The 14,091-nt window shown below is 52.9% G+C and carries 11 protein-coding genes and 1 tRNA gene; 4 read left to right on the top strand and 8 right to left on the bottom strand.

Annotated features, from left to right (window positions below; translation table 11 throughout):
• Positions 1–5 precede the first annotated feature (5 nt).
• Positions 6–1,370 carry a sodium-dependent transporter gene (locus J7445_RS05620; protein ID WP_203026506.1) on the bottom strand — a complete coding sequence of 455 codons (1,365 nt, stop codon included), beginning with the start codon at positions 1,368–1,370 and terminating at the stop codon, positions 6–8.
• A gap of 286 nt (positions 1,371–1,656) precedes the next feature.
• Positions 1,657–1,733, bottom strand: a tRNA-Pro gene (locus J7445_RS05615).
• Between the two features lie 269 nt (positions 1,734–2,002).
• Between J7445_RS05615 and J7445_RS05610 the strand changes: the two genes are divergently transcribed.
• Entirely contained in the window at positions 2,003–2,476 is a 474-nt protein-coding gene (locus J7445_RS05610) for an FxsA family protein (RefSeq protein WP_019270135.1), read from the top strand.
• A 90-nt stretch (positions 2,477–2,566) separates the two neighbouring features.
• Here J7445_RS05610 and J7445_RS05605 read toward each other — a convergent pair whose 3' ends face one another.
• The 5 genes from J7445_RS05605 to J7445_RS05585 form a co-directional block, all read right to left on the bottom strand.
• Entirely contained in the window at positions 2,567–3,127 is a 561-nt protein-coding gene (locus tag J7445_RS05605) for a hypothetical protein (protein ID WP_019270136.1), read from the bottom strand.
• 127 nt (positions 3,128–3,254) lie between these two features.
• Positions 3,255–3,755 carry a hypothetical protein gene (locus J7445_RS05600; RefSeq protein ID WP_209283298.1) on the bottom strand — a complete coding sequence of 167 codons (501 nt, stop codon included), beginning with the start codon at positions 3,753–3,755 and terminating at the stop codon, positions 3,255–3,257.
• Positions 3,756–4,236: 481 nt separating this feature from the next.
• Positions 4,237–6,147: an alpha-amylase family protein gene (locus tag J7445_RS05595; RefSeq protein ID WP_209283297.1), complete on the bottom strand. Its 1,911-nt coding sequence runs from the start codon at positions 6,145–6,147 to the stop codon at positions 4,237–4,239.
• 453 nt (positions 6,148–6,600) lie between these two features.
• Positions 6,601–8,889 carry a TonB-dependent zinc receptor ZnuD gene (gene znuD / locus J7445_RS05590; RefSeq protein ID WP_209283296.1) on the bottom strand — a complete coding sequence of 763 codons (2,289 nt, stop codon included), beginning with the start codon at positions 8,887–8,889 and terminating at the stop codon, positions 6,601–6,603.
• 302 nt (positions 8,890–9,191) lie between these two features.
• A complete protein-coding gene (locus tag J7445_RS05585) occupies positions 9,192–9,668 on the bottom strand; it encodes a cupin domain-containing protein (protein WP_209283356.1) in 477 nt (158 codons plus the stop codon).
• A gap of 160 nt (positions 9,669–9,828) precedes the next feature.
• On the opposite strand from J7445_RS05585, the gene J7445_RS05580 reads away from it, so the two are divergent.
• Positions 9,829–10,191, top strand: a complete 363-nt coding sequence (locus J7445_RS05580) for a nuclear transport factor 2 family protein (protein WP_045074377.1) — start codon at positions 9,829–9,831, stop codon at positions 10,189–10,191.
• Between the two features lie 106 nt (positions 10,192–10,297).
• On the opposite strand, the gene J7445_RS05575 is transcribed toward J7445_RS05580, so the two are convergent.
• On the bottom strand, positions 10,298–11,707 hold the full coding sequence (locus J7445_RS05575) for a leucyl aminopeptidase (protein WP_209283295.1): 1,410 nt from the start codon (positions 11,705–11,707) through the stop codon (positions 10,298–10,300).
• A gap of 167 nt (positions 11,708–11,874) precedes the next feature.
• Here J7445_RS05575 and lptF point away from each other — a divergent pair, with 167 nt between their 5' ends.
• Together lptF and lptG are read left to right on the top strand one after the other, a co-directional pair.
• Positions 11,875–12,990: an LPS export ABC transporter permease LptF gene (gene lptF, locus J7445_RS05570; protein ID WP_070496785.1), complete on the top strand. Its 1,116-nt coding sequence runs from the start codon at positions 11,875–11,877 to the stop codon at positions 12,988–12,990.
• On the top strand, positions 12,987–14,057 hold the full coding sequence (lptG, locus tag J7445_RS05565) for an LPS export ABC transporter permease LptG (RefSeq protein WP_049227124.1): 1,071 nt from the start codon (positions 12,987–12,989) through the stop codon (positions 14,055–14,057). Before lptF ends, lptG begins: the two co-directional genes overlap by 4 nt.
• The last annotated feature ends 34 nt before the right edge of the window (positions 14,058–14,091 follow it).

Genomic DNA, 14,091 nt, shown 5'->3' with positions numbered 1-14,091 from the left:
AGACTTTAGAACAGGTTGCTGACGAAAATCAGCAAAATCACCAACGGCACAAGGTATTTCACATAGGCAAACCAAATATTGACCGTCGTATGGTTGCCTTTATAAAGCAATTCGTCCTTCGCTTCGTCCTTCATAACGAAACCGACAAACAGCGCGGAGCCGAGCGCGGTCAGCATAAACAAGATGTTGCCGCTGATGTAGTCAAAGGCATCGAAAATATTTTTGCCGAACACGGAAACGTCTTTCCACGGGCCATAGCTCAAAATGGACGGGATGTTGCCGAAAATGAAGATGGCAGCCAATACAATCGTAATCGCGGCTGTACGACGGATTTTGGTTTTCTCCTGAATCGTTGTAATCAACACTTCATAAATGGTCAGTGAAGTTGTCAGCGCGGCAATCAGGAGCAGCGAGAAGAAAATCACGGCGAATACAGGTCCTGCCCACATATTCGAGAACACAATCGGCAAACTTTGGAACACCAAAGTCGGACCGGAATTAGGGGCAACGCCGAAGCTGAAGAGCGACGGGAAAATCATAAAGCCCGCCAGTACGGCGATGATGGTATTGGTAATTGCCGTGATAACTGCGGTTTGAACCAGATTTTCGTTTTTATCCAGATAGCTGGACAAGGTAATCATCACGCCGAAACCCAAGCTCAGGGCGAAAAATACTTGCCCCAAAACGAAGACGAACAGTTCGGCGGTAATCTTGCTGAAGTCAGGCTTCAGATAGAAAGTAATCCCTTCCATCGCGCCCGGCAGGGTAACGTTGCGCACGACCATGGCAATCAGGAACAAAAACAGCAGCGGCATCAGGTATTTCGCCGCTTTTTCAATACCGCCAATGACGCCTTTGACCAAAATCCATTGGTTTACCGCCACAAACAGCAGCGTATAAAACGCGATTTCCCAAGGGCTGTTTTCGATGTGTTCGGTAAAGAAGCTTTTCGTTAGTTCGCCGCTGACCGGGCTGGAAATATCCAGATTTCCGCCAATAATATTAACGATATAGCTGATCACCCAACCGCCAAGCACCATGTAATAAGCCATAATGCCGAACGCGCCGAGCAAACCCATCCAGCCGACCAGTTTCCAAATTTTGGCGACAGGTTTGCCGTTCATCGAGCCGCCGAACGCATCCAGCGCGTTCACACCTTTGCGCCGTCCGATGACGTTTTCCACCAAAATCATCGGAATACCGATAACAAACATGGCGATACAGAATAAAAACACATACGCGCCGCCGCCGTTTTCACCGACCAAATACGGGAAACGCCACGTCGCGCCGAAACCGACAGTCGCGCCGGCAACGGTAAGGATATAAGTCAAACGGTTGGACCAAGTTTGACGGGGTTGGTTGGAAGACATAAAACACCATCTGCCTTATTGAGAAAACTTGAAATTATACGCGAACGGATTAACGGTTCTTAACTGAATATCAAAAAGCAGTATAGTGAAAATATCTAGGAATTTTGCATTTTTCAGGGGAAAACCATAAAGAAAAAGGTCGTCTGAAAACAAAACAGGGGATATAGATGGATACACCGGCAATCCACTGTCATTTTCTACCTATTAAAATGGCAGTGTCCATACTCGAATCTATGATATGGAAAAAACCTGCTTTGATCACGAAATCAAAGCAGGTTTTGATATTTGGTCGGAATGAGAGGATTCGAACCTCCGACCCCTTCGTCCCGAACGAAGTGCGCTACCGGGCTGCGCTACATTCCGAATGAGCAGGCATTATAGAGGAATTTTCGGAGGGATGCACGGATTTTGTCGGGGAAGTCGCCGGGATTCGGATAAACATTTGGATAATAAACATCTTATCGATATATCTATCGGCTTGGGTTTGAAAAGGTGGGAAATACTTACCGTTTTTCACATTTTCCTTGCTTGAAAGCAGGGATTTTATCTTTATGTTAGTATCCGCTATGGCTTCGAATATAAATACGGATTGGTCAGAATCGCTTCGGCTTAGAGATTAAGGAACAGTAATTATGCAATTTTTCGGTATCGGTTTTTTGGTTTTGATTTTTTTGGAAATCATGTCGATTGTCTGGGTTGCCGACTGGCTTGGCGGCAGCGTGGCGTTGCTGTTGATGGTCATCAGTTTCGTGTCCGGCGTATTTATGCTGCGCAATACGGGTCTGTCCGGCATTTTACTGGCAGGTGCGACGATACGGAGCGGAGGAAAGGTTTCGCTTTATCAAATGCTGTGGCCGATACGTTATGCTGTGGCAGCGGTATGCCTGATGAGTCCGGGCTTTATTTCGACGGGATTGGCATTATTGCTGTTGCTGCCGTTTAAAGGCCGCCCGGTCGTACAAGCGGAGATGGATGGGAATATGTTCGGGCAACGGCCGTTTTCAACTAAAGCACAAGATGATGATGTGATTGAGGGCGAATATACGGTAACAGGTGAAGATTCAGATACGAAGCAGCAGGCTTACATCGAACATAAAAAAGATTGAGATACGGAATCTGTCAGCCGGAATGGTTGGCTTGAAATAAAAAGGTCGTCTGAAAATATTTTCAGACGACCTTTTGTCATTGTTGCCGAATTAACGGCGACGACCAAATCCGCGACCCATCGGGCGGCGGTAGTTGGAAGGTTGTTGGGTGGTTTGACGGTAGCGGGGTTGTTGTTGAGCCTGCTGTGCAGGGATGCTGCGGGTATTCAGTTGTTGGCTGGTACGGCCGTTGGGACGGGCCGATTGGTAGTAATGGGAACGTGCGCGCTGCGCAATCGGGCTGTTTTGATTGTTCGCACGGGTGAATTTGTTTGCCAGCGCGTTACCGATAAACGCGCCTGCGGCTGTACCGATCAGGCTTTGAAGCAGCCAGCTTCCTGTGGATTGGTCGTAAATATATTGTTGTCCGTCTTTGCCGGTAACGGGTTGACCGTTGTTGCCGTTAGCTTGCGCTTCGGCAGGGATGGTGTCTTGTACGGCTTCGGGAGTGAGTTGGTAAACGGTATTGTCCTGCTGGCCGTTTTGCTGTGCCAATTGTTGTTGCAGGGCTTCGATTTGTTTTTGCTGCTGTTCAAGCTGTGCTTGCGTATTGTCTTTGCAGGCGGCAAGGGCGAAAGCGGAGAGCGCGGCTAAGGCGATAATTTTTTTCATTGTTGTGTGTTTCCTTGGTCGGTTGTCATTAATGCCGTCTTATGTAAGTCGGCGGCGTGGTTCTAAGCTCGTGGCCTGCCTGCCATATGGTGTGTTTTGGGGATTTATCAAGCAAGGTTGCTCTTTTTTACAATGGGAGTTTCGGTAGTTTGGCTGCAAAAGCAAGACTGTCGGCAACAATATTTCCTTGAGGTTTCACTTCGTGTTCGGTTTCCATAATAAGCAGTTTGTCGGGGCGGCGGGCATGCAGGCTCATGTGCATTTCAGCGGGGGAGAAGGGGAGGTGATGGTGTTTGGCAAATGTTTGTGCGCGCTGATTGGCGGTTTTGAGCATGGGCATCAGGGTGATGTCGAGATGGAAGCGGCGAACGCCTAAAATAAGGATGCGTGCGGCGAAGAAGTCGGCTTCTTCCGTAAACACGGCGGGACTGTTGCAATTGAAGTCGTGGCGTTCGGCTGCAATCAATGTAGCGAGGAAGCGGATTTGCGGAATCAAGGCCTCGCTGATAAGGCCAGAAGTTTGGGGAACGGGGTCGTCTGAAAATGTGTTGTGGCTGTTGCCGTCAACAATCATATGGCAGCGGTGGAGGGGTTGTGGACGTCTTTGGATATTTGCAGAGAGGTTCATGGCTTTTCCTTTATTTGCAACTGTTCGCATCGTTTATTGGGATTGGCGGCCATGAAGGATATAAAAAAAGCCGCTCAATCAGGGCGGCTCTTGTTTTGCTGTTTATTTCCGTCTGTTTCAGACAAGCGCAAAAAAGTACCGCACGTTTGTGTGGTACCAATAGAAGAATGCGTTTGAATGCTTAGCGGTTTGCATGACGGTATTTCGCTGGATATTGAATATATATGCGTCGAAGTTTAAAGCAGAAAGTCGAATAATTTCAATACTTGATGGATAAATTTGATTAATAATTTTTCAACTTGTTGTAATTAATGAAATTTATTTTTAAGCTATGTATGGGGAGGCGCATGGTATGCGGATGTTGGGGGTGAAGTATCATCGCTTGGGCAGGTTTGATGCCGTATATTTTATTTAAAAAGGTCGTCTGAAACGGGAAATACCGGTTTCAGACGACCTTTGCGTTTTTAAGCCACTTCAATCATCAGGCGATTTCGAGCCACATCACTTGGTAGGGGCGCAGCACCAAATCCTGATTCAATGCCACGGTTTCGCCGCTGATGAGGTCTTTGGCGCGGGCGGGCATGGCTTGCAGGGTGTGCGCGCTGATGGTTTGAGCGTGTTCGCTGAAGTTGCCGAACGCCAAAAGCGCGTTGTTGCGGATGTAGCCGATGATGTGTTTGTTGTTGGTGTTGAAGGTAACCAGACGGCCGCCGTTCAAACGCGGGTTGTTTTGGCGGATGTCTATCATGTGGCGCAGGCCTTGATAGATTTGTCCTGCCGCGGTTGACGGGTCGTGGCGTTGTTCGTACAACTCGGCGTTGTAACGCGGACGGTGCGCCCAGCGGCTGTCGTCGCTCTTGTTGCGGTCGTTCGACCAGTCGTCGTCGTTGAGCGTACCGACTTCATCGCCGAGATAAATCAGCGGCAGACCGCCGGTACTCAGGGCGATGCTGTACAAGAGTTTGATGCGGTCAACGGCGAGGGGGTCGTGTTGTGCCAAACCTGCCAGGGCGGCGGCAGTACCGCTGACGCGGCAGTCGCCGGTATTGGGGTTGTATTGGAAGGGGACGCCGCGCGCGAAGCTGCCGTCGAAATGGTTGACGAAGAAGCGGTTGAGGAATTGGCGGTGGTCGTAGCCGTGGATGCCGAATTGCGATGCGTCTTCGTCGGCAAACGTCCAGCCGATGTCGTCATGGCTGCGGACGTAGTTGACCCATGCGGTATGGTCGGGCAGGTTGTGGCGGTAGGAGAGGGCTTGGTGGAGCAGGTTGACTTCGCGGGTGGCAAGGGTGTTCCACAGCAATGCCATTTGCAGCGGGTTGTAGCCGATTTGGCATTCGTCTTGACCGATGTATTGGACGACTTGGTCGGGATGGACGATGGCTTCGGATTTGAAGAACACGGCAGGTGCGGCGATGCGCATGACGGCGTTGAACGCGCGGATTAAGGCATGGGCTTGCGGCAGGTTTTCGCAGCTTGTACCCATCTGTTTCCAAATGAAGGCAACGGCGTCCATGCGCAGGATGTCGACGCCCAAATTGGCGAGGAACATCATTTCGCCCGCCATGGCGCGGAATACCCAAGGATTGCTGTAATTCAAATCCCATTGGAAGGAATTGAACGTCGTCCATACCCAGCGTCCGTCTTCCAGTTGCGAGAATCCGCCCGGATGCTGATCGGGGAAGATTTCGCGCAGGGTACGGTCGTATTGGTCGGGCATCCAGCGGTCGGGGAAAATATAGTAGAAATTATCGAAAAGCGGATTGCCGGAGGCGCAGCCTTTTGCCCATTCGTGTTCGTTGGACGTGTGGTTGAAGATGAAATCGACGACGGCGGAAATGCCCGCTTTGTGCAGCGCGGCAATGACATCGCGCAAATCGTCTATCGTACCCAAAGCCGGATTGACGTCGCGGTAGCTGCTGACTGCATAGCCGCCATCGCTTTTGCCTTCAGGGCATTTAAACAGGGGCATCATGTGCAGATAGGTCAGCCCCAGCTCTTGAAAATAAGGGATTTTGGCTTTCAAGCCTTTCAAATCGCCCGCGAACAAATCGACATAACACACGCCGCCGACTTGTTTATTGGACAAAATCCAATCGGGGTCATTCTCACGCGCGGCATCGATGGCTTTCAGAGACTTGTCGCGTTGGGAATAGCTTTGCCATGCTTGTGCAATCAGTTGTTCCAGCATGGGCAGGACGGCTTCGTTGTCGTTGTAAACGTTGTCCAGCTCGTGCATCAGCTTGGGAAAATGCTCGTTCAAACGTCTGTCAAACTGTTTCCAGTCTTCGGAAGCTTCGACGGTCGCACGCTGCTGGGGGCTGTATTCTGCCAAGGCGCGCTCTTTGAGATGATGCAGGGTCAAATCGACCTGTTGGGTCTGGGTCAACATGATGTTTACTCCGAGTTGAGGTTGGATTTGTTTGGAAGCCTGATTCCGGCGGGAACGCTGGCCGGAGACAGGCTTATCATACTTTAAGAAACTACTTGTGAACAGAGTTTGGAGAGGAGTAACCGTATTGTTTTATGTGGAATTTTTTAAAATCTAGGGTGGTGGGTGTGTTTGGGGTAACTGTATATATTATTTAGAAAAAAATTTTATGTATGGAAGATGGTAGGGTAGGGGGATGTTTGGGACGAAGGGGGGGAGGAATATCGGATACCTGTCGGATGATTTGGTTTACAAAGGTTTATGACGAGCGCGGAAAGGCTGGATTAATAGTGAAATCAGACGGATGAAAACAATTTCCTTTGACGGAAGTCAAATGATTGGGATGACATGAAGGAATGAATAGAAAAGGTTTTCAGAGGTCGTCTGAAAACCTTTTCTCTTGTTTATCGCCCCTTAAAACTTAAAGTTCACGCCGCCGGTGAAGCTGCGTCCCATTTGCGGGGTGTCGGACAGGAAGCTGCTGTGGGCGTAAACGGATTGGTTGAACAGGTTGTCTGCTTTGACATACCAATTCCACTCGCCGTAACCGGTACGGCGGCGGTAGTTTGCGCCGAGGTTGAGCATATGGTGTCCGGGCGTGCGCGTTTCGTAGCGGGCGAGTTTGTTTTGGGCAAACACGCGGTAGTAGTCAAGATGGGCATCGATGCGGTCGGTCAGCGCGGCATTCAGGTGGAAGCCGAGCCGTGCGGCGGGAACGCGCGGGGCGTTTTGGTCGGCTTGGGCAATAAGTGGGCGGTTGCCGTAGGCGTCTTCCCTGCCGGGCAGCGACGGAAGGTTTTTCAGACGACCTCTGACGTAGTCGCCGGAAAGTCCAATGCGGTAGCGCGGTGTGGGCTTGAAGTAGATTTCTCCTTCCGCGCCGTAGAAGTCGGCGCCGGATTGGTTATAGCGCACGAGCTTCATTTCGCTGTCGTCTTCGATGGATTTGGGGCCCCGTCCGTCGTTTAAGGTTTGGGCGTAGATGTAGTTGCCGAAGCGGTTGCGGTAGAGTGCCAGATTGTATTGCCAGCGGTCGCCTTCGTAGCCCAGCGCAAGTTCGATGTTGTTGGAACGCTCTTTGTTGAGGTGTTTGTTGCCGACTTCAAAGGTATTGGTGGCGACGTGTTTGCCGTGTGCGTACAGCTCTTGCGTTGACGGCAGGCGTTCTTGATGGGAAGCGGTCAGGCTGAGTTTGTGGTATGGCGAGAAATACCAGTTGCCGGAAAGCGCGAACGAGTGGGCGGTTTGGCGGTGCGCGCCGAGGTCGGGCAGGGGTTGATTGTAGTAATTTTCCCGATCAATCAAGGCTTTGTCGTACTGAATGGCGGCTTTTTGTTTTTCCACGCGCACGCCGCCTTCAAGCGAGAAGTTGTCCCAATTTGCCTGTTCTACGCCGAAAAAGCTGTAATGATGCACATCGTTGTCGATCAGCATCGGTTGTTGGACGGTTTCGGGAATGGCGGAAAGCGCGCTGGATTTTTGGGTCAGGTATTGCACGCCCCAACTGCCTTTCAGACGACCTATGGGCAGGTGGCGCAATTCGATGCGGGCGTTTTGCGTTTTGTTTTTAAAGAAGTTTTCCACCGCGTCGCCCGCTTTTTCATCGTGGCGGTAGTCGTTGCGGTTCAGATGCACGCGCAAGGCTTCGAAACCGGGGAGCGGCTGCTTCCATTCGGCGCGGATTTCGTAGCGTTTGTTGCGCAGGTCTATCCACGGTCTGCCGCTGTGGGTATGTGCGTGTGCATTATCGTCGTCGTGGAAGCCGCAGCTCAAGCCCGGATTGTCGTAATCGATGTCTTCTTCGGTCAACAGGTGCGGATAAAGCTGCAAATAGCGTTTGTTGATCAGGCTCTTCTGCCAGATGATGTCGGCGTGGCAGTCGTCGTAGAGATGGCTGTGCGCAGGCAGTCCGTAGCGGTCGCGACGGTCGCTGTACGCCGCGCCGATAAAGCCTTTCTCGCCCACCCAAGACAGCCCGATGCTGCCTGTTTGCGAATCGGCATGGCTGTCGGGCAAGCGTTTCAGACGACCCTCTTCTTTGTGGTAACGCGGTACGGCGTAGTCGCCCGACTTGCGGTACAGCCCTTCCGTGTGCAACACGAAGTTTTTGCCCAGTCCGACATTGATGCCGCCGGACGTGAGTTTTTCCAAATTGCCGCTGCTCAAACGCAGCCCCAGTTCGCCCGATACGCCGTTTTCAGGCATTTTTTCGGGGATTTTTCCGTCGGCAACATCCACCAACCCCGCCACATTGCCCGAGCTGTACAACAGCGTTACCGGCCCGCGTAGGATTTCGACCTGTTGCGACAAGGCGGTGTCCACCATCAGGGCATGGTCGGGCGAGAAATCCGCCATGTCGCCCGTTTCGCCGTGATGGTTCAACACTTTAATCCGCCTGCCCGTCTGCCCGCGTATCACAGGCGCGGACGCGCCGCCGCCGTATTGCGAAGCATGGACGCCCGGCACGCCGTTGAGCGCGTCGCCGAGATTGACGGCTTTTTGCCGCAAAGTATCGCCGCTGATGATTTTGTCGGAGGCAGTCGATGCGTGCAGCAGCCCCGAAGTGGCACGCGGACGGTTTTTGCCGACGACGTTGACCGTTTCCAAGTCCACCGTCTGCTCGGTTTCATGCGCTTGGGCGAGAATGGGGGAACTGATTAAAAGAATAGATAAAACAATAGGTTTAAGCGTGGCTTGTGTCATTTTGGGTTTCCCGTCATATTTCAAATAGATTGTTATTATATAACATCACATCATTAATATGACAAGAATTCAAGAAGCGAATCGCATTTGGTGCGGCAAAACAGCCAAACCAAAACCCATACAAACAGCGAAGACCAAAGGTCGTCTGAAACCCAATATCTTGAAAATGATAAAAAAGACGGAAACAGCGGCAGCACGCCATCCCCTCGTTTGCTTGGAACGAATCATGTTGCCTAAACAACAAAAAAGGTCGTCTGAAACCCAAGATTGGTTTTCAGACGACCTTGTCGATTTGATGACTGCTATTTGGCAGCTTGGGCGGCGGCGGTTTCGGCAATCAAGTCAAGGAAGACCAACGGCTCTTTACCGATGTTCTTCAACGCATGGGACTGGCCGGGGCGGGCAATGGTAATGTCGCCGGCGCCGACTTGGGTCTGTTTGCCCGTGCTGTCGGTGAACACGCCTTTGCCCGATACGATGATGTAAACGTCTTCGTTGTCGGTGTGTTTGTGTTCGCCGATGGATGCGCCCGGCGGCAGGGTCAGCCAGCCGATTTCTCTGAACGCGTCTTGAGCGGCGGTCTGGTGGCGGTTGAAGGCGAAGCGGCCGAGCAGCGGGCCTTTGCCTCCGGCTGCGTTTTCGCGGTTCCACTCCGCCAAATCGGCTTTTTTGTACACTTGGACGCTGCGGTCGGTAGGTTTAGCCTGTTCCGCGGCGTGAACGCTGACGCTCGTGCCGAGCAGAAAGGCGACGGACAATGCGGCAAATAGCGGTTTCATCATGGTTCTCCGTTTGTTTTTTGGTGGGCAGATAAAGCGCAGGCTGCATTCAGGTAGCGTTTGTATCAATATTGACGACAGGTAAGATTGCATAGCATCATTTCCCAGCTTTTCAGCACAGGATTTTCCTTTTTACCCGACATCGTTAAGAGACAAAAACATGACCGAAACACAAAAAATCTATACTGCATGGACACAGATGTGGAATGGCAATCTAAACATTGCTGATGAACTGCTGTCAAACAACTTCAAAGCACATCTGACCGCTGATTCCACTCCACCACCCGCACCCGTAACTGACATAGCCAGTGCAAAGGCTTGGATAGCTACCATTCGTGCTAAAGCAGATTTGCATTATGAAATCGTACTCGGTCCGTTCCGCGACGGCGACACAATTTCTGCATATTGGCGTGTAACCGCTACGCTCGGTAACCAAACTGCCGTCAAAGTCGGTACGGATTTTCTGAAAATCAAAGACGGTAAGATTACCGACTGCTGGACGATGAACAACAACGCTGCATAATGGGGTTACCAAACCCGATATGTTTTCGAACAGCCTGCATTAGTTGATACAGTCCCGTTTTCAGACGACCTGCGGGGTCGGTTGCTTGCCCCGCAGGCGTCAAGGCTTATTTCACGTTGCGCAGATAGTTCAGCAACAGGGGAACGGGGCGGCCGGTCGCGCCTTTTTCGCTGCCGGATTTCCATGCCGTACCCGCGATGTCGAGGTGCGCCCACGGATAGTCTTCGGTGAAGTAAGACAGGAAGGTGGCGGCGGTAATCGTGCCTGCGCCAGGGGTGCCGATGTTGGGGATGTCGGCGAAGTTGGATTTGAGCTGGTCTTTATAGGTTTCAAAGAGCGGCAGTTGCCATGCTTTGTCGTCCACGTTGCGGGACGCGGCAAGCAGGCTGTCGACCAAATCCTGATTGTTGCCCATCACGCCGCTGACGTCATGCCCCAAGGCGATGATGCACGCGCCGGTCAGGGTGGCGACGTCGATGACGGCTTTGGGTTTGAATTGCTCGGCGTAAGTAAGCGCGTCGCACAAAATCAGACGACCTTCGGCATCGGTGTTCAACACTTCAATCGTCAGGCCTTTCATGCTTTTCACGACATCGCCCGGTTTGTTTGCCGCGCCGGAAGGCATGTTTTCGCAGGTGGCGACGACGGCGACGAGGTTGATCGGCAGTTGCAGTTTGACGGCGGCGCAGAAGGTGCTGATGACGGTTGCCGCGCCGCACATGTCAAATTTCATTTCATCCATGTTCAGACCGGGTTTGAGGGAGATGCCGCCGGTGTCGAAGGTGATGCCTTTGCCGACCAAGACGACGGGGGCGGCTTCTTTGTCCGCCGCGCCGAAGTAGCTCAATTCAATCAGATAGGGGTCTTCCACGCTGCCTTTGGCGACCGACCAGAAGGAACCCATGTTTTCTTTGATGTAGTCTTTTTCGATGATTTTGGCGTGTGCGCCCAGTTTTTCGGCTTCGGCTTTGGCGGTGCGCGCTAAAAATTCGGGCGTGCATTCGTTGGGCGCGGCATTGCCCAAATCGCGGCAAAGGCTTTGTCCGTAAACCTGCGCTTCGGCGACGCGCAGGGCTTCTTTGACGGCGGCTTCGTGTGCGGTGTGGAATACGGCTCGTGCGAATTTGGCGGGCTTGGCTTCTTTTTTGTAGCGGTCGAAACGGTAGGCGGCGTTGCCGAACGCGATGGCGAAGGCTTCGGCAACGGCGGCGGCTTGCGCTTCATCGAAGGCATGGATGTCCGCATTGACCGTTTCCTGATTTTGCGCCCATTTGGCGGCTTCGGCAGCGGCCTTGTTCAGCGCGGCGCGGTCGGTTTTGTCGAGGCGGACGACGGCGACTGCCTGCAAACCGTTGTCCGTCGGGATTTTGGTGTCGGCAAAAGTTTGACCTTCTTCAAGCGAAGACAAAAGGGCAAGGGCGGTCGGGTGGTTTAATTGCGCGGTTTCAGTGCAGACAAATAACTGAGCGCCTGCCTGTTGCGGCTGCAAGGTTCCGGCTTTTGTGCTAAATTCCACGTTTATTCTCCTGATTGAGATGGTTTCGGGTAGTTTCAGACGACCCTTTGCATTAAGGGGTCGTCTGAAAACGGTTGGAAAGATTGTACTCCATTTGAGAGGTCGTCTGAAACCTTGCGCAGACAATCCGCCTGCGCCGAACCGCTACCGCTCCTAGCCGCGATTCTATGATTTATCAAAGAAACTTCATCAAAGAACTCTCTTTTACCGCCGTCGGCATTTTCGTCGTCCTCTTGGCGGTGTTGGTCTCCACTCAGGCAATCAACCTGCTCGGTCGCGCCGCCGACGGGCGCGTCGCCATCGATGCCGTGTTGGCATTGGTCGGCTTCTGGGTCATCGGCATGACGCCGCTTTTGCTGGTGCTGACCGCTTTCATCAGCACGCTGACCGTGTTGACCCGCTACTGGCGCGACAGCGAAATGTCGGTCTGGCTCTCCTGCGGATTGGCATTGAAACAGTGGATACGCCCCGTCATGCAGTTTGCCGTGCCGTTTGCCATCCTGATTGCCGTCATGCAGCTTTGGGTGATGCCGTGGGCGGAACTGCGCAGCCGCGAATACGCCGAAATCCTCAAGCAGAAACAAGAATTGTCGATGGTGGAAGCAGGCGAGTTCAACAGCCTGGGCAAGCGCAACGGCAGGGTTTACTTCGTCGAAACCTTTGACACCGAATCCGGCATCATGAAAAACCTGTTCCTGCGCGAACAGGACAAAAACGGCAACGACAACATAATCTTCGCCAAAGAAGGCAATTTCTCCCTGAACGACAACAAGCGCACGCTCGACCTGCGCAACGGCTACCGTTACAGCGGCACGCCCGGCAAAGCCGACTACAACCGTGTTTCCTTCCAAAACCTCAGCCTGATTATCAGCACCACGCCCAAGCTCATCGACCCCGTTTCCCACCGCCGCACCATCCCGACATCCCAACTTATCGGCAGCAGCAACCCGCAACATCAGGCAGAATTGATGTGGCGTATCTCGCTGACCGTCAGCGTCCTCCTGCTCTGCCTGCTTGCCGTGCCGCTTTCCTATTTCAACCCGCGCAGCGGCCACACCTACAACATCCTCGTCGCCATCGGGCTTTTCCTGATTTACCAAAACGGACTGACCTTCCTGCGCAATGCCGTGGAAGATGGCAAAATCCATTTCTGGCTCGGACTGCTGCCCATGCACATCATCATGTTCGCCATCGCCGTCGTACTCCTGCGCGTACGCAGTATGCCCAGCCAGCCCTTCTGGCGGGCGGTTGGCAAAAGTCTGACATTGAAAGGAGGAAAATGAACCTGATTTCACGTTACATCATCCGCCAAATGGCGGTTATGGCGGTTTACGCCCTCCTGGCCTTCCTCGCCCTGTACAGCTTTTTCGAGATCATCAACGAAGTCGGCGACTTGGGCAAAGGCAGCTATAACGGCGCAACCATGGCGCAATACGTCCTCATGCAGATGCCCGCGCGCGCCTACGAACTCATGCCCCTCGCCGTCCTCATCGGCGGACTCGTCTCCCTCAGCCAACTTGCCGCCGGCAGCGAACTGACCGTCATCAAAGCAAGCGGCATGAGCACCAAAAAACTGCTGCTGATCCTGTCGCAGTTCGGACTGATTTTCGCCATCGCCACCGCCGCGCTCGGCGAATGGATTGCCCCCGTCCTCAGCCAAAAAGCCGAAAACATCAAATCCGCCGCCATCAACGGCAAAATCAGCACCGGCAATACCGGCCTTTGGCTCAAAGAAAAAAACAGCATCATCAACGTGCGCGAAATGCTGCCCGACCATACCCTGCTGGGCATTAAAATTTGGGTGCGCAACGACAAAAACGAGCTGACGCAGGCAACGGAAGCCGAATCCGCCGTTTTAAACAACGACGGCAGTTGGCAGTTGAAAAACATCCGCCGCAGCACGCTTAGCGAAGACAAAGTCGAAGTCTCGACCGCCACCGAAGAAAACTGGCCGATCGCCGTCAAGCGCAACCTGATGGACGTATTGCTCGTCAAACCCGACCAAATGTCCGTCGGCGAACTGACCACCTACATCAGCCACCTCGAAAACAACAACCAAAACACCCAGATCTACGCCATCGCCTGGTGGCGCAAATTGGTTTACCCCGTCGCCGCCTGGGTCATGGCACTCGTCGCCTTCGCCTTCACCCCGCAAACCACCCGCCACGGCAATATGGGCTTGAAGCTCTTCGGCGGCATCTGCCTCGGCTTGCTGTTCCACTTCGCCGGACGGCTCTTCGGGTTTACCAGCCAACTCTACGGCGTCCCGCCCTTCCTCGCCGGCGCACTGCCCACCATAGCCTTCGCCCTGCTCGCGGTGTGGCTGATACGCAGGCAGGAGCGAAGATAAAAAGATGGATTCGGAGAAAACGTCGTCTGAAAAC

This window comes from Neisseria sicca (assembly GCF_017753665.1).
Classification (GTDB): domain Bacteria; phylum Pseudomonadota; class Gammaproteobacteria; order Burkholderiales; family Neisseriaceae; genus Neisseria; species Neisseria flava.
This window is presented reverse-complemented; position numbering and strand designations above follow the sequence as displayed.